This window comes from Sorangium sp. So ce426, from assembly GCF_051475585.1.
Lineage (GTDB): Bacteria > Myxococcota_A > Polyangia > Polyangiales > Polyangiaceae > Sorangium > Sorangium cellulosum_B.
Genome location: NZ_CP150341.1, coordinates 12,790,430 through 12,811,995 on the forward strand (window position 1 = coordinate 12,790,430; position 21,566 = coordinate 12,811,995).

15 protein-coding genes and 1 other RNA gene are annotated in these 21,566 nt (G+C 72.7%); 7 read left to right on the forward strand and 9 right to left on the reverse strand.

From position 1 onward, the window contains the following. Positions 1–2: 2 nt before the first annotated feature. From WMF44_RS48110 to purD, 3 genes are all read right to left on the reverse strand, one after another. Positions 3–881, reverse strand: coding sequence for an FHA domain-containing protein (locus WMF44_RS48110; RefSeq protein WP_437296770.1), 879 nt, complete (start codon positions 879–881; stop codon positions 3–5). Between the two features lie 223 nt (positions 882–1,104). Continuing rightward, the gene (locus WMF44_RS48115) at positions 1,105–1,554 is read right to left on the reverse strand and encodes a hypothetical protein (RefSeq protein ID WP_437296771.1); all 450 of its coding nucleotides are present in this window, start codon (positions 1,552–1,554) and stop codon (positions 1,105–1,107) included. Positions 1,555–1,563: 9 nt separating this feature from the next. Beyond that, positions 1,564–2,898, reverse strand: a complete 1,335-nt coding sequence (gene purD, locus WMF44_RS48120) for a phosphoribosylamine--glycine ligase (RefSeq protein ID WP_437296772.1) — start codon at positions 2,896–2,898, stop codon at positions 1,564–1,566. A gap of 280 nt (positions 2,899–3,178) precedes the next feature. Between purD and WMF44_RS48125 the strand changes: the two genes are divergently transcribed. After that, complete coding sequence (locus tag WMF44_RS48125; protein WP_044967417.1) at positions 3,179–3,619, forward strand: deoxycytidylate deaminase; 441 nt, start codon at positions 3,179–3,181, stop codon at positions 3,617–3,619. Between the two features lie 89 nt (positions 3,620–3,708). Here WMF44_RS48125 and WMF44_RS48130 read toward each other — a convergent pair whose 3' ends face one another. Beyond that, positions 3,709–5,196 carry a sigma 54-interacting transcriptional regulator gene (locus WMF44_RS48130; protein ID WP_437296773.1) on the reverse strand — a complete coding sequence of 496 codons (1,488 nt, stop codon included), beginning with the start codon at positions 5,194–5,196 and terminating at the stop codon, positions 3,709–3,711. 327 nt (positions 5,197–5,523) lie between these two features. Here WMF44_RS48130 and WMF44_RS48135 point away from each other — a divergent pair, with 327 nt between their 5' ends. Together WMF44_RS48135 and WMF44_RS48140 are read left to right on the forward strand one after the other, a co-directional pair. Continuing rightward, positions 5,524–9,894: a protein kinase domain-containing protein gene (locus WMF44_RS48135; protein ID WP_437296774.1), complete on the forward strand. Its 4,371-nt coding sequence runs from the start codon at positions 5,524–5,526 to the stop codon at positions 9,892–9,894. A 55-nt stretch (positions 9,895–9,949) separates the two neighbouring features. Then, positions 9,950–11,419, forward strand: coding sequence for a hypothetical protein (locus tag WMF44_RS48140; protein ID WP_437296775.1), 1,470 nt, complete (start codon positions 9,950–9,952; stop codon positions 11,417–11,419). A 91-nt stretch (positions 11,420–11,510) separates the two neighbouring features. On the opposite strand, the gene ffs is transcribed toward WMF44_RS48140, so the two are convergent. Beyond that, an RNA gene (gene ffs, locus WMF44_RS48145) (signal recognition particle sRNA small type) lies at positions 11,511–11,600 on the reverse strand. A gap of 337 nt (positions 11,601–11,937) precedes the next feature. Between ffs and WMF44_RS48150 the strand changes: the two genes are divergently transcribed. Beyond that, the gene (locus WMF44_RS48150) at positions 11,938–12,726 is read left to right on the forward strand and encodes a hypothetical protein (RefSeq protein WP_437296776.1); all 789 of its coding nucleotides are present in this window, start codon (positions 11,938–11,940) and stop codon (positions 12,724–12,726) included. Positions 12,727–12,818: 92 nt separating this feature from the next. On the opposite strand, the gene WMF44_RS48155 is transcribed toward WMF44_RS48150, so the two are convergent. Next, positions 12,819–13,742, reverse strand: coding sequence for a hypothetical protein (locus WMF44_RS48155; RefSeq protein WP_437296777.1), 924 nt, complete (start codon positions 13,740–13,742; stop codon positions 12,819–12,821). A gap of 104 nt (positions 13,743–13,846) precedes the next feature. Here WMF44_RS48155 and def point away from each other — a divergent pair, with 104 nt between their 5' ends. Next, entirely contained in the window at positions 13,847–14,422 is a 576-nt protein-coding gene (def, locus tag WMF44_RS48160; protein ID WP_437296778.1) for a peptide deformylase, read from the forward strand. Positions 14,423–14,590: 168 nt separating this feature from the next. Here def and WMF44_RS48165 read toward each other — a convergent pair whose 3' ends face one another. The 3 genes from WMF44_RS48165 to dnaK form a co-directional block, all read right to left on the reverse strand. Further along, the gene (locus WMF44_RS48165; RefSeq protein WP_437296779.1) at positions 14,591–15,061 is read right to left on the reverse strand and encodes a TraR/DksA family transcriptional regulator; all 471 of its coding nucleotides are present in this window, start codon (positions 15,059–15,061) and stop codon (positions 14,591–14,593) included. Between the two features lie 182 nt (positions 15,062–15,243). Next, positions 15,244–17,271 carry a hypothetical protein gene (locus WMF44_RS48170; protein WP_437296780.1) on the reverse strand — a complete coding sequence of 676 codons (2,028 nt, stop codon included), beginning with the start codon at positions 17,269–17,271 and terminating at the stop codon, positions 15,244–15,246. A gap of 231 nt (positions 17,272–17,502) precedes the next feature. After that, entirely contained in the window at positions 17,503–19,422 is a 1,920-nt protein-coding gene (gene dnaK / locus WMF44_RS48175) for a molecular chaperone DnaK (RefSeq protein ID WP_437296781.1), read from the reverse strand. A gap of 461 nt (positions 19,423–19,883) precedes the next feature. Between dnaK and rpmE the strand changes: the two genes are divergently transcribed. Both rpmE and WMF44_RS48185 read left to right on the forward strand, forming a co-directional pair. Continuing rightward, positions 19,884–20,090, forward strand: a complete 207-nt coding sequence (rpmE, locus tag WMF44_RS48180) for a 50S ribosomal protein L31 (protein WP_012241637.1) — start codon at positions 19,884–19,886, stop codon at positions 20,088–20,090. A gap of 264 nt (positions 20,091–20,354) precedes the next feature. Then, positions 20,355–21,530: a DUF1385 domain-containing protein gene (locus tag WMF44_RS48185; RefSeq protein ID WP_437296782.1), complete on the forward strand. Its 1,176-nt coding sequence runs from the start codon at positions 20,355–20,357 to the stop codon at positions 21,528–21,530. Positions 21,531–21,566 lie beyond the last annotated feature (36 nt).

Genomic DNA, 21,566 nt, shown 5'->3' on the forward strand with positions numbered 1-21,566 from the left:
GTCTATTTCAGTGCGCCGAGGCGCTCGAGCCCTTCAATGCGCTGGAGGATGAACCGCTCCGCCGGCGTACGCTCACCAGCGCGCTCGCGGAGCCGCTTCGCATAGCCACGGAGAATGGACATGTCGACGGCCTTCACCTTGCGCAGGACACTATACAGCTCATCGACGAGGTAGGCGGGGAGGAGGAGCTCGAGCCGGGTATTCAGCTCGAAAATGTAGTTGATCCACGAGCCCCGACCCGTCGCCGCGGCGAGGCGGGCCGCATACATGCTTGCCTTCTCGACCAGCTCGGGCTGCACGGCGCCGACGCCTCCGTCCCGCGCCTTCGTGAGGATGTCGCTGAGCGAGCGCTGGAGGATGCGCTCGGCCTCGTCGACGCGCCCCAGGGCGAGCGCCTTGTCGGCGACGCTGCCGATGAGGCTGAGCGCGTGCACGCGCTTGTCCGGGTGCTGGGGGACGAGCCCGGGGAGCGACCTCCGGGAGGCGATGGCCGTCGCGCCGTCGTCCTCGCCTGCGGGCATCTCGCTCATGTCGACCGTGCGCGCGTTCTGCTGCCTCGTCCAGAGCGGCGCGCTCCGCGGCGAGTGCGCCGAGCTCGGCTCGATGGCCCCGAGCAGGAACATCTCCTGCCCCCCGATCGCGATCTTGTCGCCGTCCGACAGGATCTGGCGCCCCGCGATCCGAGCCCCGTTGATGAGCACGCCGTTGCGGCTGCCGAGATCCTCGATCGCGACGCCGCCCTCACCGACGGTCAGCAGCGCGTGCCTGCGCGACACCAGCGGGTCGTCCAGCGACAGCTGGCAGTCCGCGCTCCGTCCGATGAAGAACTCGCCGAGCGGCACCTCGAGATCGTGGGCGAGGTAGCGCAATCGGATGCCCATGATCGAGCCATACCAACAGCCCAACAGGCCGTCAAAAGACAGCTTTCGGGCCGTGTAGCATTGGTTTGCAAGCCCACAAGAACGGCCGTGCAATCCGGACGGGACGTCCGCTTTCGTCTTACAGTATCACACCAGTTATCGCCGTCGTCGCATCGTCGTCGCATCGTCGTCGCACGTTGTCGCGTGTCGTCGCGCGGCGTTGCTACCGGCCTGGGCGAGGCGCTCAGGGGAGGCGAGAGAGGACCCGGAGCAGTCTAAGGAGGAGCCTTGGGTGCGCGACGAGGCCGTAGATCTTGAGCTCCCCGCGGGCCACGAGGCGCGCGAGGTCGCGCAGGGGGCCGCTCTGTCGACGGTGCAGCACCCCCAGCTTCGGGAGGCGCAGCCAGCGGTGGAACGCGACGTCGGGGAGCCGGCGGAGCGCCGATTCGTCGCCACAGAACGTGACGGACGGAATGCCGATGGCGCCGTCGTGGATGGTGAGCCGCCCGTGGTCGAAGCGCATCGTCATGGACGTATCGACGTCCTGCGCGACGACGAGCACCGACCCGCGCAGCGCCCGGAAATCGGAGGCGCGCTTCGGGTCGCGCGCGAGGTGCTCGCGGATGAGGTGACCGAGGTAGGCCGCGAGCGGGTTCTCCTCAGCGCCTGGGGCGAGATCGACGATGGGTTCCATGGTGCCGTCTCACCCGGCCGCGCGCGCTCCGTCCACCCCGATGTCGCGGCGGAGCACCTTGCCGTCGAAGTCGATGGCGCCCGCGGCGCGGAAGGCGCGCTCCCGCGCCTCGGCGATCGAGTCGCCCGCGGCGGTGACGGCGAGCACGCGGCCCCCGGCGGTCACGACAGCGCCGTCCCGCTCGGCCGTGCCCGCGTGGTTCACGAAGGCGCCCTCCACCGCGGCCGCGGCGTCGAGGCCGCGGATGACGTCGCCGGTCACCGGCGCCGTGGGGTAGCCGCGCGCCGCGAGCACGACGGTGAGCGCGTGGCGGCCGGGGGCGACGCGCGCCGCCCCGGGAGCGAGCGCGCCCGCCGCGGCAGACGCGCAGAGCTCGGCGACGTCGCCCTCGAGCAGCTCCATCAGCGCCTCGCACTCGGGATCGCCGAAGCGGACGTTGTGCTCGAGCAGGATGGGGTCCCCGGCGGGCGTGATCATCAGGCCCGCGAACAGCACCCCGCGGAAGGGCCTCCCCTCCGCCCGCATGCCGTCGATCGTCGGCCGGAGGATCTCGCGCTCGACGCGCGCGGTAAGGGCAGGGGTGACGCGGGCGCTCGGCGCGAACGCGCCCATGCCGCCCGTGTTCGGCCCGGTGTCGCCCTCGCCGACGCGCTTGTGATCGCGCGCCGCCGGCAGGACGAAGATCGCCTCGCCGTCGCTGATTGCGTGCACGCTGGCCTCCTCGCCCTGGATCGCGTCCTCGAGGATCACGGTCGCGCCGGCGTCGCCGAAGCGGCGATCCACGAGCATGTCCTTCGCTGCCGCGAGCGCCTCGTCGACGGTCGTCGCGACGACGACGCCCTTGCCGGCGCAGAGCCCGTCGGCCTTCACGACGATGGGCGCGCCGCGCTCGCGGATGACGCGGGCCGCCTCGTCGAAGGAGCGCACGATCCGGAACGGCGCGGTCGGGATCCCGTGGCGGGCGGCGAACTCCTTGAGGAACGCCTTCGACCCCTCGAGGCGCGCCGCCTCGCGGCTCGGCCCGAAGACGGCGACGCCCTCGGCGGCGAGCGCGTCGGCGACGCCGGCGCAGAGCGGCGCCTCGGGGCCGACGACGACCAGGTCGGCGCGCTCGCGGACGGCGAGCCGGGTCGCCTCGGCGGGCGACAGGGACGGGAGGTCGACGCGGCGGATCGGGGCGCGGCCGGCGCCCGCTCGCGCGTGGGTCCCGGCGTTCCCGGGCGCCACGATCACCTCGGCGACCGAGGGCGATCGGGCGAACGCACGCGCGAGGGCGTGCTCGCGCCCCCCGGAGCCGAGCACGAGGATGCGGCGATCTGACCTTCGGGGGGCGGCGGAGCTCACCCCCGCGCGCTACCACGCGCCGGGCCTCGCTGTCGAGGCGCCTCGCGCGGTCCCGCGCCCGCGGGGGGCTCCGCGGCGCCCGGCGTCGTGTTAGAAGCGCCCGCTGGGCGCGCGGCGCGGCTCAGCCGGGGCCGCGGGCGCGCGCCGCCGGGCCCTTCGCGAGGGGGACCGGAGGGCGGATCCCTGAACATTCTGGAGGGATCGGCGAGCGCGGGTCGCTCGGCGTCGAGGGGACGTCGAGGGGGCGGCGGGCGCGGATCCCCCGCCGTGGAGGTGAGCGATGACGCATCGGGCTTCGTGGGATGAATATTTCATGCGCATCGCCGAGGTCGTCGCGTCGCGGGCGACCTGCGATCGGAAGCACGTCGGCGCGGTGATCGTGCGCGACAAGAGCATCCTCGCGACCGGGTACAACGGCTCGATCCGGGGGCTGCCTCACTGCGACGAGGACGGGCACCTGATCGAGGATGGCCACTGCGTGCGCACGATCCACGCGGAGGCCAACGCCATCATCCAGGCCGCGCGGAACGGGGTGCGGATCGACGGCGCGACGGTCTACGTCACGGCCTCGCCTTGCTGGGGGTGCTTCAAGATGATCGCGAACGCGGGGCTCTCGCGCGTCGTCTTCGGCGAGTTCTACCGCGACGAGCGCATCTTCCGGTTCGCCACGGAGCTCGGGATCGAGCTCGCCCCGCTGGAGCGGCGCGAGACGCCCGCCTGAGGTGTTGCGCGGGCGGCCGCTCGGTTGAGCGAGCCCTCGCGCAATCGACGCCAGATCGACGCCGGGTTGCGCGGCGATCTGCGCAACGCTCAGGCCTTGCGCGGCCGCGGCAGCCCGTACACGCGGATCCGCTCGACCAGCGTGCGCCGTGAGATCCCGAGCAGCGCCGCGGCGCGCGTCTGGTTCCCCATGCACTGCTCGAGCGCCTGGACGATGCGCTCGCGCTCGTGGGCCTCCATGGCGTCGCGCAGCCGGGTGGGGCCCGGGTCCACGCCGTCCGGCGCGCTCTTCGCGCCGTCGGGCACGCTCCTCGCAATCGTCGATGCTGAGGCCGGCGCCGGCGCCGGCGCACGCGCGTTCGAGGGCGCCTGCGGCGGGCGCGCCGGAAGGGGCATGGCATGCGATGGACGGGTGGGATCGGCCAGAGAGGAGAGGAGCAGGTGCTCCGGCCCGATGGGCGCCCCGTTGGCGAGGATCACCGCGCGCTCGATCACGTTGCGCAGCTCCCGGATGTTGCCTGGCCAGCTGTGGCGCTGGAGCGCGGCCAGGGCCGCGGGCGAGATCGGAACGGACGCGGCGCTCGCCTCGCCGGGGAAGAGCTCCTTCGCCGTGCGCTCCGCGAAGAGCTGCGCCAGCGCCGCGACCTCCCCGGGCCGCTCGCGCAGCGGCGGGATGGAGAGGGTCACGCCGTTCAGCCGGAAATACAGGTCCTGCCGGAACGCGCCGCGGCTCACCTCGGCCTCGAGGTCGCGGTGCGTGGCCGAGACGAAGCGGACGTCGATCTTGATGGGGGTCAGCCCGCCGACCCGCATCACCTTCCGCTCCTCGATGACCCGGAGCAGCTTGGCCTGGATCGAGGGCGGCAGCTCGCCGATCTCGTCGAGGAACACGGTGCCCCCTTCGGCCGTCTCGAGCAGCCCCGGCTTCGCCCGGACGGCGCCGGTGAAGGCGCCGCGCTCGTGGCCGAACAGCTCGCTCTCGAGCAGCGACTCGGACAGCGCGACGCAGCTCAGGCGCAGGAGCGGGCGGCTCGCGCGCGGCGAGGCCCTGTGGATCGACTCGGCCAGCACCTCCTTGCCGGCGCCCGTCTCGCCGAGCAGGAGGATGTTGATCGGGCCGTTCGCGACGCGCTGGGCGAGCTCGTAGACGGCGCGCATCGCGTCGTCCTTGACGATGACGTCCTTCCCCGCGTCCCGCTCGCCGCCCTTCTGGCGGAGGACGACGCGCGCGGCGCCGAGGTAGATGACGTCGCCGGGCGAGAGCTCGACCGCAGCGCCGCGCGCGGGCGTGCTCTTGCCCACATCGATCAGGCGCTCGGTCGCCGCGCTGCAGTGCCGGGCGCGCACGCGGGTCCCGTTGCTGCTGCCGAGGTCCTCGATCCGGAGCGGCGGGCCGAGGTGCAGCACCGCGTGCCGGCGCGACACCGAGGCGTCGGGGACGCAGATGCCGGCGTCCTCGTCCCTGCCCAGGACGACGCTGCCCGAGCCCGGCAGCTGCCGGGTGCTCATCGAGCTCTGGGTGATGATCAGGAGCTCGAGCGAGCCACCATCGCGGGAAAGAATCTCCGGCTCAGCCACATCGCACCCCAGAGTCGCGCCGGACGACGAGCGACGCCCTGCCGCTGCGCGCGTGCGATCCGTTCCGGGGACCGTCGCGGCAGCGTTCGCGGGACGGTCGCCAGGACCGAGGGCACGCCCAGCAGCCGGCTGCGTAGCACGGACGCGCGCGCAGGGCGACCGCCGTCGCGCTCGCCTCGCGCCCGCGGGGCGAGCGGGGCTCGCTGGGCTCGCGGGGCTCCCCGGCCGTGGCGGTCGAGGTGGTCCAGCGCGCGCGGGGCGGCGATCGTCATCGCTGCGAGGCGGCGCGCTCCCGGCGCCGCGGCGCGGGCAGTAGAATTTCCGCGGATGATCGCGCGGGACCCGTTCGGCTGGGTGGGCAGCACCATCGGCGGCAAGCTGCTGGTGGACGCCGTGGCCGGCGAGGGGACGTTCGGCGTGGTCTACCGGGCGACCCACCTGGGATTCCAGGAGCAGGTGGCGGTCAAGTGCCTGAAGATCCCCGCAGATCTCCTGCCGGAAGAGCGGCAGTCGCTGCTCGACACGTTCGAGCGCGAGGCCCGGCTGCTGCACCGGCTCTCGCGCCGGACGACGGGCATCGTCCAGGCGCTCGACGTCTCCGCCGCGACCTCGCCGGAGGGCTGCTGGACGCCGTACATCGTCATGGAGTGGCTCGAGGGAGAGACGCTCGCGCAGCACATCGAGGCGCGGCGCGCCTCCGGGCGCGCGCCGTACTCCGTCGACGAGGCGATCGAGCTTTTGGCACCCGCGGTGGGCGCGCTCGCGATGGCGCACGACGAGCGGGTCTCTCACCGCGACGTCAAGCCGGCGAACCTGTTCCTCGTCGAGATTCCCGGCGCGACGACGATCAAGGTCGTCGATTTCGGCATCGCCAAGGTGATCGACGCGTCGATGCCGCTGTCGAAGGCGCTCGCGGAGACGAGGCGAGCCGTGGCGGCCGCGGCGCGGGCCGTGAGCCCCAGCGACACGACGCAGGTGCTCGCGACGTCGCCGACGTTGCACGTGTTCACGCCGCTCTACGGCGCTCCGGAGCAGTTCGAGCCGAAGCTCGGCGCGACGGGGCCCTGGACGGACGTGTTCGCGCTCGGGCTCGTGCTGCTGGAGCTCGCCTCGGGGAAGCCGCCGATCGACGGGCGCGACTGGGCCGAGCTCTACCTCGCCGCCGTGGACCCGCGCAGGCGGCCGTCGCTCGCGGGGCTCGGCGTCGAGGCGAGCCCCGCGCTCGAGGCGGTCGTCGCGCGGGCCGTCGCGGTCGAGCCCGCAGCGCGCTTCCGGGACGCGCGCGAGCTCGGTGAAGCGCTCGCGTCCGCGCGCGCCGGCTCCGCGCTCCGGCCGCCGGCTGCCCCGCTCTCCGCGATCTCGCCGAGCGCCGACCAGGCGTCTCCGCGGGGTCCGAGCGCGGCGCCCCCGGCCGCCCCGGCGCCCGCGGACGCCACGAAGGTCGCGGCGCCCGCGGGCGGGGCGAAGGTCGCGGCGCCCGCGGGTGAGTACCGCGTCTGCACCGTGCTCTCCGCGGAGATCGTCGCCGGCGACGACGGGCAGGAGCCGCTCGATCCCGAGCAGGAGCTGGAGCTCCGCGAGGCGTGCCGCGAGCTCGTCCGCGAGCGCGTCGAGGCGCTCGGGGGCGTCGTGCAGGGCAGGAGCGAGGGCGTCGTCACCGCGCTGTTCGGCGCGCCGCGCGCGAGCGACAACGACGCCGAGCGCGCCGTCCGCGCCGGGCTGGAGCTCGCGTCGCTCGACGCCGCGTCGCTCCCTGTAGAGCTGCCGCCGCGCTCCCGGCCGAGGTTGCGCGTGGGCATCAGCACGGGGAGGCTGTTCGTGAGCGGCGCGACCGGACGGGGCGCCCCGGTCGACGCCTCCGGCGAGGCCTTGAAGGCGGCCGCGCAGCTCCAGCAAGCCGCCGCGCCCGGCGCGGTGCTGATCGCGCAGCCCACGTTCCGGCAGGTGGCCGGGCTCTTCCAGGTCGAGCCGCAAGGCGACGGCGCGCCGTGCTTCCGTGTGCTGAAGCTCGCGAGCGGATCGGGCGCGGGATCCGATTTCCTCGGCCTCGACACCCGCTTCGTCGGGAGGGCGGGGGAGGTGCAGCGGCTCTCGGAGGCGCTGGAGACGGTCATCGCGGAGCGGCGCGCGATGTTCGTCTCGGTGATCGGCGCGGGCGGCATCGGCCGCAGCCGCCTCCTCGCCGAGGTCCGAACGAGGGCGCTGTCGCAGGCGGAACCGTGCGCGGAACCGTGCATCGTGCTCGGCGCGGCGTGCTCGTCGCTGTCGATGGATGCGAGCTACCACCTCGCCGCGTCGCTCCTTCGCGCTCATTTCCGCGTCCAGGACGGCGACGCGCGCGACGTCGTGCTGCGCAAGCTCGCGAGCGGCGTCCTCGGCGTCGACGCCGGAGGCGAGGCCGGCGGCGCGCCGCACCCGCTCGCCCTGGAGGACGCGCTGGCGGAGGTCGCGGCCGTGCTCTGCCCGTGCCCGGCGGCGCAAGCCGCGCCCGCGACGGCGATCGTCCCCGACGAGGGCGGCGCCGAGGTGGCGAAGCGGGTGGCCGCGGCCGTCGCGATGCTGCTGCGCGCGATGGCCGCGCGCGGAGCCGTCGTCGTGCTGCTCGACGACATCCACTGGGCGGACGACGCCAGCCTCGACCTCTTCGACGATCTCGCCGTGCGCCTGTCGGACGCGCCCCTGCTGCTCGTCGGCGCGGCCCGGCCCGAGCTCTACGAGCGGCGGCCGCACTGGGGCGAAGGGAAGGCGAGCCACGCGCGCCTCGATCTCGGCCCGCTGCCGCGGCGGCACATCGAGGACATGGCGCGCGAGCGCCTCCGCCTCGTCGCGCGCTGCTCCGCCGAGGCCATCCGCGCCCTGGCGGAGCGCGCCGAGGGCAACCCGCTCACGCTGACCGAGACGCTGTACCTGCTCATCGACGCCGGCGCGCTCGAGCGGCGCCTCGACGAGCCCTGGATCCTGCACGAGGAGCAGCTCGCCCGGCTCTCGCTGCCGGCGACGATCCAGGGCATCGTCCAGGCGCGGCTCGATCGGCTCGACGGCGAGGCGCGCGCGGTCCTGGCGCAGGCGGCCGTGGTCGGCAGGACGTTCTGGAAGGGCGCGATCGACCACCTCCGCGGCGCCGCGCCGCTCGACGGCGGCGGATCGAGCACTGCGGACGTGCTGCGGCGGCTCCGGGATCAGCAGATCATCCAGGCGCGTGACGCGTCGACGTTCCCCGAGGACTGCGAGTACGTCTTCGCCGAGGCGGCGACCCAGGAGATCGCCTACGAGACGCTCAGCCTCAAGGTGCGCCGGGCCATGCATCGCGCGGTCGCCGCCTGGGTCGACGGCGTCTCGGCGGGGCGCTCGCCTGCGCGCGCGCCGCGGGGGCTCGGGGAGGCGCTCGCGGCGCTCCACCATGATCGCGGCGGCGACGCGCGGAGCGCGGCGCTCGCCTACGCGCGCGCGGCGGCGAGCGCGTCGTCGCTCGGGCAGAACGCCGAGGCGCTGCGGCACTTCGAGCGGGCCCGGGAGATCCACGCGAGCGCGGCGGACGGCGCCCCGGCGAGGGGCTCTGCGGCGCGCGCCCCGTCGTCCGCCGCGCCGGGGGGCGACGAGCGCCGGCTGTTCGCCTGGCACGAGCGCGCGGCGCTGTTGCTCGACGTCGGCGACGCCCTCCGCAGGGCGGGCCGGCTCGACGAGGCGGAGCGCGCGTACCTCGAGGCGCGGGCGAGGATCCTCCGCGTCGAGCGGCGCGCCTCCGCCCCGCCCGCGAAAGGCCCGGAGGCGGCGCTGTTCTGGGATGCGCGCGTGGATTTCCGCCTCGCCCTCGTGCTCAAGGTGCGCGGCGCGACGGCCGACGCGCGCGCGCTGGTCGAGCGCGCGATCTCGCTCGCGGAGCGCGGCGGCGCCGCCCCGGAGACGCTCCCCATGTACGGGCTGCTCGCGGCGCTCCACCGGCGCGCCGGCGATCTCGACGCGTGCCGCGCGGTCGCGCTCCGGAGCCTGCGCATCTGCCGGACGCTGCATCGAGGCGACGACCGCCGCCGCGTGGCGGCGTCGCAGCTGCTCCTCGCGCTCGGGACGGTGTTCTACTCGCGCGGTCGGCTGGCGCAGGCGGAGCGCTGCTACCGCCAGGCCGCGCGGGCCGTCGACGAGCGCGCGTACCCAGAGGCGCTGGGCTTCGCGCTGAACGGCGTCGCGGCGGTGCTGTTCGCGAAGGGCGATCTCGGCGGCGCGCGGGAGGTGTTCGCCCGAGCGCTCGCGCTGAAGGAGCGGCTCGGCGATCTCCAGGCGATCGCGTCGGGCCACAACAACCTCGCGGAGGTCGAGCTCCGCCTCGCGCGCCCGCACGCCGCGCTGGAGCACGCGCGGCGCGCCGTGAGGCTGGGCGAGCAGGCCGGCGCCGGCGCCGATCTCCCGGACGCGTACCGCAACCTCGCCGCCGCGCTGCTCGCGGCCGGCCACGTCGGCGAGGCGCTCGAGTCCGGCTGCGCGGCGCTGCGGCTCGCCGAGGTGGGCGGCGGGCGCGTGTACCTCGCGGACGTCGCGCTCGGCCTCGCGCGGATCTGCCGCGCGGCCCTCCGCGACGCCTCGACCCGCCCTCGCGCCGAGGCGGCCGTGGCGCAGCTCTCCGCCTCGCTGGCGGCGCATTTCCGGGACGGCGAGCTCGCGGCGCGGGCGGCCGAGTGCCGCGCGCTGCTCTCGGATCCCTGAGGCGCTGACCCTTTCTCGTCAGGTAGCGCGACGTGCCGCGCGGGAGACGTTCGTCATGATCGAGTCTTGGAATCAGGCAGCTATCGTTCTGACCGCCGCGGCCGCGCTCGGCTCGGCGGCGCTCGGGTGCGCGTCGGATCCCGCGCCGCCGGGCGGATGCCCTGGCGCGCGCGCGGCGTCCGGCGCGTGCATCGGTGTCCCCGCGGGAGCGCTCTGCGACGGGGACTTCTGCGCCGCGTCGGTCGATTGCGCCGAGGTCATCGAGGTCTCGAGCGCCGCCGCGCTCTCGCAGGCGACCGAGGCCGCTCGACCTGGGGCGTGCATCGCGCTCGGCCCTGGCGCCTACGGCCCGATCGATCTGCCCCCCGGCGTGAGCCTGCTCGGCCGGGGCGCTGGCTCCGTGAGTGTCGCGGCGGTCTCGCTCGCGGCCGGCGACGGCGCCGTCCTCCGGGCGTTGACCGTGGGCGAGGGCGGCGTGCGGATCGCGGCCGGCGCCCGGGCGCGGATCGAGGCGGTGCGCGTCGTCGGCAGCGCGTCCGACGGCGTGACGCTCGGCCTCGGCGCGTCGCTCGACCTCGTCGCGTCGGCGATCGAGGGCTCCGCGCGGTACGGCCTGAGCGCGTTCGACGCCGCCCGCGTCTCCGTCGTGCGGTCTGTCGTCTCGGGCTCGCAGGGGCCGGGGCTGTGGGCGCAGTGCACCGGCGGCTGTGACTGCGAGGCGCCGGTGGAGCTCCACGTCGAGGACGCGCTCGTCCGCGACAGCAAGGTGGTCGGCGTGTCGCTCGTCGGGGCGCGCGCCACGATGTCTTTCGTCGAGGTCAGCGGCAATGGCCTGAGCGGGTTCGACCCGAGCGGCGGCATCTCCGTGTCCGGCTGCTCGAGCCTCGACGCGGCGGCCCTCAAGGTCGCCGACAACACCGGGTTCGGTCTCCTGATCGATCGGGCGAACGCAGCCCTCGGCGAGAGCGGCGAGGGCTTCGAGGTGAGCGGCAACCAGCCCGGGATCTGGATCCAGCACACGACGCCGGAGCAGACCGTCCAGCTCACCGGAGGCCTGCTCGAGAAGAACCGGGCCATCGGCCTGGGGATGAGCGGCGACGCGCGCGGCATCATCATCGATGGCATGCGCATCGCCGGGACCTTCGCGGACTCGGCGGTGGTGAGCGCGGACGGCGGGCTCGCCCAGGAGGTCGTCGGCGACGGCGTGAGCTGGCAGGAGCGCGCGCAGGCCGCGATCTTCGGGCTCGTCCTGAGCGGCAACGGGCTCGAGTCCCTCAACCCTTCCATCCGCCCGTCACGCCGCGCGAGCGTGCTCATCGACGGCGGCGTCGGCCTGGACAGCCGCCTCTCCGCCGTGACGCTGGAGGGCGGCGACGAAGCGGCGGGCATCGTGCAGCAGCGTCTGCCCGCTGACGGCATGAGCCCGCTGCGCGACGCGGATGTCCCGCGCATCGTGACGAGCCCGGAGGCGCTGTTCTCCGTGCCCGTCGCGCCCATCGCGCCGGCGGCGCTCGACGCCCCCTGAGGCCTGCATCCGCGCGGCGACGGCCCGGCGCTGGGACCGCGTCCCGAGGTGAGCGCGGGAGCGCGTCGGGCCCACAACTGGACCGACAAAAAGTAAGTGGGCCCGCCACACTCGCTTTCCGCTACCGTTGCTCCCTTCCGGGCCTGGCGGGGTTCACGGCGCGCTGTCGGCGGACCCATGAGGTCCAGGCGCTGTTGCCTGACGCAGGGACTTCGTAGTCGAACCTCGTCCCCATGTCGAGCCCCACGGCGCGCGCGGCGGCGATTCGTGGGCCATGGCGTCTCGACTCCTTCGCGGACGCAGCGCCGCCGCCCACGTCGCCCACGTCGCCCACGTCGCCCACGTTTGGTTCCCTCCTCGGGAGTCTTCGGGGGGGTGAGCGCGGAGTGAGTGAGGTGTGAGCGTGAGCTGCGATCGGGGTGTGCAAAGGGTGGTGGTGTGAGCGTGGAGCGATCGACCTGGAGCGGCATCGGCCGGGACTTGCCTCGTTCAGGAAGCCCCGTACGCTTGGAGCTGTCGTGAATCCGTTCGATTCCGAGGACGAGGGACGGGGCAGCCGGCTGATTCCGGTGCTTCTCTTCATCGGCTCCGCAGCGCTGGCAGCGGCCGCGCTCCGGCTCGCCTGGCAGCAGCCGGTGCTCATGGCGGCGGTGGTCAGCGTGGTTCTCGTGTTCGCCGCGGCCCGCTGGCTCGCGCGCCGCAAGCTGCGCCGGCTGCTGCGCTCGGGCGACGTGGGCTCGGTGCTGCGGCGCTGGTCGACGTCGCTTCACCGCATCCCGCACCCCGCCACGATGGCGCCGCTCATGACGGCGACGGCGTTCGCGGCCTATGGCTGGGTCGAGAAGGCGCGCGCGGCCATGGCCGCCGCCGAGCGGGGGCCCGCGTGGGAAGCGGCCCTCGAGCACCGCCTCTTCCTCGACACGCTCCTCTGCACCTTCGAGGGCGATCGCGACATGGCGCTCGCGCAGGCGCGTCGCCTGGCGCGCCTCCCTCTCCCGGACATCAGCTCGCCCTTTCGCAGCCGGGTGGTCATCCTGCGAGCGGCGGCCGGCGCGCTCGCCCGCGCCTTCGCTCACACGAGCGTGCCGGGCGACCGCGCGCTGCTGGAGCGCGCGAGCGAGGCAAGCCCGCTCGTCTTCTGGGCCATGCGTTACGCCGCGGCCGTCGTCGCCATCGACGAGGGCGAGCTCACCCGCGTCGAAGAGCTCCTCGCCGACGCGCCCTCATGGCCCCAGGAGTCGACGTTCCGCGCCTTCCACGACGAGATCGCCGATCGCGCCGGCCTTCCCCGCACGGTGAGCGCGTAGCGGGCCGGTCGTCGCGCGGCGCCGCTGCGCGCGGCGCCGACCCGGAACGCCGGTCCTTCCAGAGGCCGCGCCGGCTTCGCGCTCGCGCTGGCTCAGCCCTGGAACAGCGTGCGGATGTAGCAATAGGCGCGCGCCCCGGGGGCTGCGCTGGCGGCGTCTTCCGGCGCGTCCGGCACGAACGCGCCGAGCGCGCCGAGCGCGCCGCCGAGGGTGAACGTGCGCAGCATGATCCTCGCCTGCGTGCCCGCGAAGCACGGCTTGCGGTAGGCGACCTCCACCCTCCGGGCGAGCACCGCCGTGCCATGGCCCTGCGCCGAGAGGCGTCGCAGCGCGGCCTCCGCGAAGAGCCGCGGGTACACGAGCGAGTTCACGTGCTGGTTCCCGTCCGTGTGATCCAGGCCGAACGCCACCGGGATCGGATCCAGGGTCGGCTTCGCGTCGAGCGGCTCCGCGCCCTCGGGCAGGCCCATCAACGCCTCCGGCGAGCGAAAGTCGTAGCGCTCGGGCGGCACCGCCGGCAGATCCGGGGACTCGAAGCGCAGCACCTTGCGCGCCTCGGGCGCCGCGAAGGGCCGCGTGAAGACGTGCTCCGCGAACACGCGACCCACCTGGATCGGCTCGCCCGCGCCGGGCGGCGGCGGGCCGTAGGTCCGGCTGCGGCGCCCGCTGGCCGAGAGCCACATGGCCAGGATCAGCCGGTTCACCTGGGAGGTCGCGTCCTCCGTGTGCGCCAGCTGGTAGCGGCCCTGCAGCTCCAGCGGCTCCCGCGTCGCGATCGGCCCCTCTCCGCCCTCGATGATGAGGCGGGTGAGGATCGGGACGATCCCTTGCGTGAGCATGAGCGCCTCGACGGGGCTCGCCCGCAGGAGCTTCGCCCAGACCGCGGGCCCGAGGCCGTGCGGCAGCGCGTCCAGCATCACCTGTCCGTTCTGGCTGACGTCTTCGAAGCGGAGGTGCATGACGGCGGTCGCCTGCTGCTGCTCGGGGACGCAAGGCTCGTCAGGGAAGTAGCGCATGCCCCGTCTCCATAGCTGACGCCGCCGCGCGCCGCATGGACCAGCGCCTGGGCGCCGCCATGGCCGGCCAGGCCGACGGCGCGCGTCCATGGTACGATCGCCGCGTGACGCTCCTGAAAATCGCCCACATCGGCAACCCTGTCCTCAGGCAGCGAGCGCGTGAGGTCACGGCAGAAGAGCTCTCCTCCCCTGCGATGCAGGCGTTCATCGACGATCTGGTGGAGACGATGCGCGACGCGAACGGCGCGGGCATCGCCGCCACCCAGGTCCATGTGCCGGTGCGCATCTTCGCGGTCGAGGTGCAGGACAACCCCCGCTATCCGTACAAGCCGAACATCCCGCTCACCATCGTGGTCAATCCGGTGATCGAGCCGCTCACGCAGGAGACGTTCGAGAACTACGAAGGGTGCCTGAGCGTCCCGAACCTGAGGGGTGTTGTCGATCGCGCCACCGAGATCCGGCTCACCGGCCTGGATCGCGACGGGAGGCCGATCGACCGCGTCGTGCGCGGGCTGTCGGCGGGCACCTTCCAGCACGAGAAGGATCACGTCGACGGCGTGCTCTTTATCGATCGCGTGAAGGATCCGCGGACGCTCTGCACCTGGGCGGAGTTCGACCGCTATCACAAGCAGCCCTTCGTCGAGCGCATCGTCCCTTTCATCCAGCGGATGGGCGGCTGAGGCGCCTCGTCGCGCGGGCCCTGCTCGTGCGTGTGACCGCTGCGCGGACCAGGGCGCTCGGCGCGAGCTCGAGCGCTCCCGCGGACATGCGCCTCCGCGAACGCAGGCCGCACGCCTCTCGCCCGCGCTGGCGGGGAGGGACGTGCGGTGCCTGCTGGCGGGGAGCGATCAGGCGCCGCCGCCGGTCCGCTCTTCGCGCTCGATCTGCTCCTGGTAGGCGACGCTGTAGCGCGCCCAGGGACGCAGCTTGAGGCGGCGGTAACCGATGGGCTCGCCGGTACCCTCGCACATCCCGTAGCTCCCCTCCTTCATCTTCGCGAGAGCACGGTCGATCTCGGCGAGCACGCGGACGTCGCGCTCCAGGAGCTTCGACGTCAGCGACGTCGCGCCCTCGGCGTTGGCCTCGTCCATCTCGTCGCCCACCTCGCGCGAGATGTCGCGCTCCGCGTGCTGCCGCTCATCGATGTTGGCGACGAGGGCCGCCCGGCGCTCCTCGAGCGCCTGCTTGAGCTCGTCGAGCTGCTCCGGCGTCAGATCGGGCAGGTCGGAGTCGTCCGTTTCGGGCGCCGCGCGGCGCACGGGCGGCCTCGGCATGGCGGCTGCCGTCGTGACGGACGTCTCCGGCCGCGCCGGGCTCATTCCGTCGCGACTCGCACCTTCACGGTTGTTCATTGTTTCCTCTCATCTTTTCGGTGGCAATTCGCGTACCGATCTTGAACGTGGGCGGACGAAGCACGCGCGAGGCGCGGTGACCAGGAAACACGACCGAGCAGGAGCGGCCGCGCCAGGCTACTGGCTATGGTGATAGCGCATCCACGAGCCTATGGCTTCGTGATGCCGGCCATTCGAAACCCTGCCGCGACGAGCGCGCCGATGTCCTCGAGCACGGGCTTCGACACGTTGATCGAGATCTCGGCCCGCGGCGCGGCGCCGCCCTGCTGCTGGGTGGTGATGAACATCAGCCCTTCCCCTTTGTGGGGGAGCTTTGCCAGCGCTTCGCCGAACATTCGGGCTTCCCTAGGCAGCGCCAGCGGGGACGCGCCGGGCTGGTCCAGCGTCGTGAGCACGCTCTGAAGCGTGCGGGTGATCGGGGTGAGCGTCGAGAATCCACCCGAGGCGAACTTCCCGGTCTTCAGCTTCTCGAGCCCCGGACGTGACGCGAGCGTCGCCGCGGCGGGCGCGCCCGCTTTCACCGTGGCGAGCCGCCTCAGCAGCTCGCCCTTGTCGTGCCCGAACGCGACCCACGTCGTCTTCTCGTCACCCATGACGAAGAGGTGGAGCGTCATCGTCAGCTTGGGCTTCTGCTTGCCCTTGGCGGCGGGGGTCGAACTCGCGTCGCCGTCGAGCGGCGGGAGCTCGTGGACGAGCTGGACCTCGACGGCGAGGGACGTCTTCCCGAGCTCCTTCGGCGCCTGGACCGTCTTGACCGTCGGCAGATCCTTCGGATTGACGTCGATCTCCGGGAGCCGCTTGCGCAGCCCGGGCGTGTTGTAGGCGGTGACGGCGTTCTTCACGTACTTGATGATCGCGTCGGGCGCCTCCTCAAACCCGAACAGGTTCCAGCCGACGAAGCCCCCCATCATCTTGTCGAGCGCCTCGTTCGGCGTCGGCTTCCCGGCCTGCGCAGCGGCAGGAGGCGCGTCGACGTACCCGTGGGCGGACACGCTGGGCCCCCTGTTGATAGGCGGCGAGAGGACGCCGGCGAGCGCCTTGCGATCGGCGGGGTTGCCGATCTTCTCCTTCTCCAGCCACCCTTCGAGCATCTCGCGCAGCGTCTTCAGGATGCCGCCGTAGTGCGCCGGGTCGTAGCCGTGGTCGAAGAACGCGCCGGCGCTGTCCTTCGGCACGCGCCAGTAGAGCTCCGGCGCGGCCCCGGCGCGGTTCGCGCCGTCGGCCATCGTCTTGGCGAGCCACGACGACTGGCCCCGGAGCTCCAGGGCAGCCGTGAGGCTCACGCAGGACTGGTTGTCGACCTGGAGATCGACGACCGCCTTGCTCGCGTCGTTGATGAGCGCCTCGAGCTCCTGCTGGACGGCGGTCGTCGCGTCGGTGAGCGCCCGATCGAACTGGGGCTGTCCGATCGAGAGCTGGCTCTGCGCGAGGATAGGGAGCCCGCCGAGCTGCTGCTTCGCCATGCCGCCGAACTTCGTGCTGAGCGGGACGAAGCGGACCTCGCCGTGGAGATCGCGCGCCTCGGGCGCGAGCGTCGGCAGCGTGCGCGCGAGGTACGGCCCGAGCGTCGTCACGTCGCGGTCCCGATCGCCGCAGAGGAGCCGCGCGGGCGCCGATCCGGCGGACGCGGCGAGGAAGCAGCTCGATGACGAGGGCTCCTTGCCGCCGATCTTCCACATGCCGGGCTTCACCTCGGTGAGCGCGGCGCCCGCCTCGAGCGCGCCCCTCGCCCGCTCGAGCGACGTGAGCCCGAACGACACGGCCGCCACGGGCTTGCCCCGCTTCGAGCTGTCATCGAGCGCGACGATCAGGTGCACCGGCGCGTCGAGCGCGAGCACCGCGGCGAGCTGGTCGGTGTCGATGGAAGGGCTCACGAGCTCGCCCAGCACACCCGAGGAGAACGCCTGCGCGCCCGTCTCCGCGAGCGCCGGAGGCAGCCCCGCGCACGTCGCGATGCTCGACAGCGTCGCCGCGGGGTTGCTCCAGCGGAGCACGCCGACGATGTCGGCCGGCTCGGCGACGGGGGATAGATCGAACGCTGGGCCGGCGGCGACCTGGGCAGGCCCGGCCTTGACCTCGCCTTGTCCTGCTGTCGGCGCGACAGGCGCGGGGGACGGCCCGCAGGCGAGGGAACCGGCCATCAGGACCAGGGGGGCGATCGGCAGGAGAGTTCGCATGAGCGCCGGTTATACGGCTCCCGGACATCCGAGTCGACGCCCAACAAGGAGCGCGCCGCGCAGGCGACGGCCGCGTGCGCCGCATAGCGCGCGGCGGTCGCTCCAAATGCGAACGAGCGCGGACGAATCCGCGCTCGTTGCGTTTGGCGTTTGGCGCTTGCCGCTCGGCGAACGCGCGCGGAGGGATCCGCGCTCGTCGCACACCGTCGAGGAGCGGGCTCCTCGCGGCGATCAGTTCGACTCTTCGAACTCCGCGTCGATGACCGAATCCTTCCCCTTGCCGCCGGCGGGGGGCGGCGGCTGGCCTCCCGGCGCGCCGCCGGGCGCGGCGCCGCCGCCGTCCTGCGGCGGGCCGGCCTTCTCGTACATGACGCTCGCGATGCGGTGCGCTTCCTTCTCGAGCTTCTCCAGCGCCGCGCTCACGGCCGCGTCGTCCTGCTTCTCGATGGCCGACCGCCCCTCGGCGATGACCCCGTTCAGCGCCGAGACGTCGCCCTCCGGCAGCTTGTCCTTGTTCTCGCTGATCGTCTTCTCCAGCGTGTAGCAGAGGTTATCGAGCTTGTTGCGCCGCTCGATCTCCTCGCGCCGGCGCTTGTCCTCGGCCTCGTGCGCCGCCGCCTCGTTGACCATCCGGTTGATCTCGTCCTCCTTCAGGCCGCCCGACGCGGTGATCGTGATGCGCTGATCCTTGCCGGTGGCCGTGTCCTTGGCGTGGACCGAGAGGATGCCGTTCGCGTCGATGTCGAACGTCACCTCGATCTTCGGCACGCCGCGGGGCGCCGGCATGATCCCTTCCAGGTGGAAGCGGCCCAGGGTCCGGTTGTAGCGGGCCTCGGTGCGCTCGCCCTGGAGCACGTGGACCTCGACGCTGGGCTGGCTGTCGGTCGCGGTCGAGAAGATCTCCTTCTTCTGGGTCGGGATCGTGGTGTTCCTCGAGATCATCACGGTCATCACGCCGCCGAGCGTCTCGACGCCCAGCGAGAGCGGCGTGACGTCGAGCAGCACGAGGTCCTTCACGTCGCCCGAGAGCACGCCGGCCTGGACCGCGGCGCCGACGGCCACGACCTCGTCCGGGTTCACGCCCTTGTGGGGCTCCTTGCCGAAGAACTTCTTGACCGTCTCCTGCACGAGCGGGATGCGGGTCGAGCCGCCGACGAGGACGATCTCGTCGATCTGCTGCGGCGACTTCTTCGCGTCGGCGAGCGCCTTGCGGGTCGGCTCGAGCGTGCGGTCGATGAGCGGCCGGATCATCTGCTCGAGCTTCGCCCGGGTGAGCTGCTTCTGGAGGTGCTTCGGCCCCGAGGCGTCCGCGGTCAAGAACGGCAGGTTGATCGTCGTCTCCTGCACGTTCGACAGCTCGATCTTCGCCTGCTCCGCGGCGTCCTTGAGCCGCTGCACGACCATCTTGTCGTTCGAGACGTCGATGCCGGTGTCCTTCTTGAACTCGGCCGCGAGCCAGTCCATCACGAGGTGGTCGACGTCGTCGCCGCCGAGGTGGGTGTCGCCGTTGGTCGAGATGACCTGCACGACGTTGTCGCCGACCTCGAGGATCGAGATGTCGAACGTGCCGCCGCCGAAGTCGTACACGGCGATGACCTGCTCGTTCTTCTTGTCGAGCCCGTACGCGAGCGCGGCGGCCGTGGGCTCGTTGACGATGCGCTTCACGTCGAGCCCGGCGATGCGGCCCGCGTCCTTGGTCGCCTGGCGCTGCGAGTCGTTGAAGTACGCCGGCACGGTGATGACGGCCTCGGTGACCTTCTCGCCGAGGTAGTCCTCCGCGGCCTTCTTCAGCTTCTGGAGGACCTTCGCGGAGACCTCGGGGGGCGACATCTGCTTGCCGCGCACCGCGATCGAGGCGTCGCTGTTCTTGCCCTTGCTGACCGTGTACGGGACGCGCTTCGCCTCTTCCTGCACCTCCTCGTAGCGGCGCCCCATGAAGCGCTTGGCCGAGTAGATGGTGTTGGTGGGGTTCGTGACCGCCTGGCGCTTGGCGATCTGCCCGACGAGCACCTCGCCCTTGTCGTCCCAGGCCACGACGGACGGCGTGAGGCGCGAGCCCTCCTCATTCACGATGACCTTGGGCTCCTTGCCCTCCATCACCGCGACGACGCTGTTGGTCGTGCCGAGATCGATGCCGATGATCTTGCCCATGACGTTGAACCCTCCGAGAACTGTTTGCGCGACGGCCTGATGGCCACGGGGGGCGAGAAGACCCGACCGGCCAGCAGGGCTCAGCTGACAGCTGCCGCGAGCCACCGCTCCAGAGCCGTCAAAAACCGCTGGGAATCCGGATACTTTCGCCGAGTTTTCGCGAGCTCGCTGGCTCGCGACCGCGAAGCTAACCATGTGCGCCCGAGCGTCAACGCCGCCTCTAGCAATTGCCGTGCGCGCGGGCTGGGGCCGCCCGGACCTTGACCGGAGCCCGGTCGCGCCGCACCTGAGGTGTCCGCGCTTCGCATCGCTAGCGGCGCAAACGATCGCAGACGATGCCGAGCGGGCCGGACCTGAACCGGACGAGAGAATAGAAGAGCGGGCGCGTCCGAGGGGCTTCTTGCGGTCCAAGACGCGCTGAGCTATAGGCGCCCTCCCTCGCAACACCCGAAGGACTCACCATGAAGCCCGGCATCCACCCCGAGTACAAGGCCTCCACGATCACCTGCGCGTGCGGCGCCGTCGTCGAGACCCGCTCCACCCGCGGCAGCTTCACCACCGACGTCTGCTCCGCCTGCCACCCGTTCTACACGGGCAAGCACAAGATCATGGACGTCGCCGGCCGCGTTGACCGCTTCCGCAAGAAGTACGCGACCGCAGGCAAGTAGCCGGGCCGATCGTCCCTCTATCCCCGAACTCCCTTCTTTCACCGGATTCGCCCGTCACGCCGCGCCCGCCCAGGGCGTGGCGGATGGGCTCGTTCGCCTGGAGCCCGCTGGCCCTGCGCGGAACGTGAGCGGCCGAGACGTCGCGCGCGGCGTACGCGGACCCGGACGCGAAGGCGAACCCGACGACGTCGGCACATTCACCTGTGCAGCGCTCGTCGGTCGGGCCGATGCGCTGGCCGTGTTATGCGCTAGATTGGAACGCGTATGAGCGATCAGCCTGCACGTCCGTATATCGGCGGCCAAGCGGTCATCGAAGGGGTCATGATGCGGTCGCCGAGCTCGGTCGCGATCGTCTGCCGGCGCCGCTCGGGAGAGCTGGTCGTGCGCGAGCAGCCGATGACCGCCGTCTCGAAGGGGCCGCGCACCTGGCCGTTCGTGCGGGGGGTCGCGACGCTCGTCGAGTCGCTCCGCCTGGGATCCCAGGCGCTCCGCTGGTCCGCGGACCTCTACGAGCAAGATCTCTCGGCCGAGGAGGCGGGCTCGGCCAAGGGGCCGGAGTCGAAGCGCCCGAGCGCGGGGCAGGCGGGCGGGGTGAACCTCACCTCCCTGGCGCTCAGCATGGCGGCGATCGCTGCGCAGGACGTGGAGCCCGCGCAGGTCACGGGCAGCCCCGCGCCGGGCGGCGGCGCAGAGGGGAAGAAGCGCGGAGGAGGGATGGGCATGATCCCGATCCTCTTCGCGGTCCTGCTCTTCGTGGCGGCGCCCCAGGCCGGCGCCGAGCTGGTCAACAAGCTCCTGGGCCTCGGCCTCGAGGTCACGTCGCCGGCGTTCCAGGCGATCACCGGCGTGGCGAAGCTCGCCATCGTCGTCGGCTACCTCCTGCTGATCCGCCAGATCCCCGAGGTTCGACGCGTTTTCCAGTACCACGGCGCCGAGCACAAGGCGATCTCCACCTACGAGGCGCACGAGCTCCTCGAGGTCGAGAACGCGCGCCGGAAGACGGCCATGCACCCCCGCTGCGGGACGACGTTCCTGGTCATGGTGGCGCTCGTGTCGATCGTTGTGTTCTCGGTGGCCGGGGCGTCCCTCGGGGCGCTCCTGCCCAAGCTGCCCGGCGGCCGGCTCGTCGAGAGCGTCACGTTCTTCCTGATGAAGCTGCCGTTCCTCCCGCTGATCGCCGCGGTCACCTTCGAGATCCAGCGGATCTTCGCGCGTTATTGCACCACCGGCCCGCTCCGCGCGCTGCTCTGGCCGGGGTTCCTGGTCCAGAAGATCACGACGGCGGAGCCCGACGACGCGCAGCTGGAGATCGCCCTCGCGTCGCTCCGCGCGACGCTCTGGCGCGAGGCCTCGGTGGCCGCTCCTGTCCAGCCCGATCGGGTGTTCGCCGACTACTCCAAGCTGCTGGCCGACCCCGGCTACGCAGGCGCTCACGGCTAGCGCGCGCCGGCTCCGCCGGGCCCCTCGCCGCCGTCC

Bases quoted from the DNA above. Each gene is read 5' to 3' on its own strand.
- WMF44_RS48115 (WP_437296771.1), bottom strand. From the start codon at position 1,554: ATGGAACCCATCGTCGATCTCGCCCCAGGCGCTGAGGAGAACCCGCTC.
- WMF44_RS48135 (WP_437296774.1), top strand. From the start codon at position 5,524: ATGATCGCGCGGGACCCGTTCGGCTGGGTGGGCAGCACCATCGGCGGC.
- rpmE (WP_012241637.1), top strand. From the start codon at position 19,884: ATGAAGCCCGGCATCCACCCCGAGTACAAGGCCTCCACGATCACCTGC.
- dnaK (WP_437296781.1), bottom strand. From the start codon at position 19,422: ATGGGCAAGATCATCGGCATCGATCTCGGCACGACCAACAGCGTCGTC.
- WMF44_RS48185 (WP_437296782.1), top strand. From the start codon at position 20,355: ATGAGCGATCAGCCTGCACGTCCGTATATCGGCGGCCAAGCGGTCATC.
- WMF44_RS48170 (WP_437296780.1), bottom strand. From the start codon at position 17,271: ATGCGAACTCTCCTGCCGATCGCCCCCCTGGTCCTGATGGCCGGTTCC.
- WMF44_RS48140 (WP_437296775.1), top strand. From the start codon at position 9,950: ATGATCGAGTCTTGGAATCAGGCAGCTATCGTTCTGACCGCCGCGGCC.
- WMF44_RS48110 (WP_437296770.1), bottom strand. From the start codon at position 881: ATGGGCATCCGATTGCGCTACCTCGCCCACGATCTCGAGGTGCCGCTC.
- WMF44_RS48155 (WP_437296777.1), bottom strand. From the start codon at position 13,742: ATGCGCTACTTCCCTGACGAGCCTTGCGTCCCCGAGCAGCAGCAGGCG.
- WMF44_RS48125 (WP_044967417.1), top strand. From the start codon at position 3,179: ATGACGCATCGGGCTTCGTGGGATGAATATTTCATGCGCATCGCCGAG.
- WMF44_RS48165 (WP_437296779.1), bottom strand. From the start codon at position 15,061: ATGAGCCCGGCGCGGCCGGAGACGTCCGTCACGACGGCAGCCGCCATG.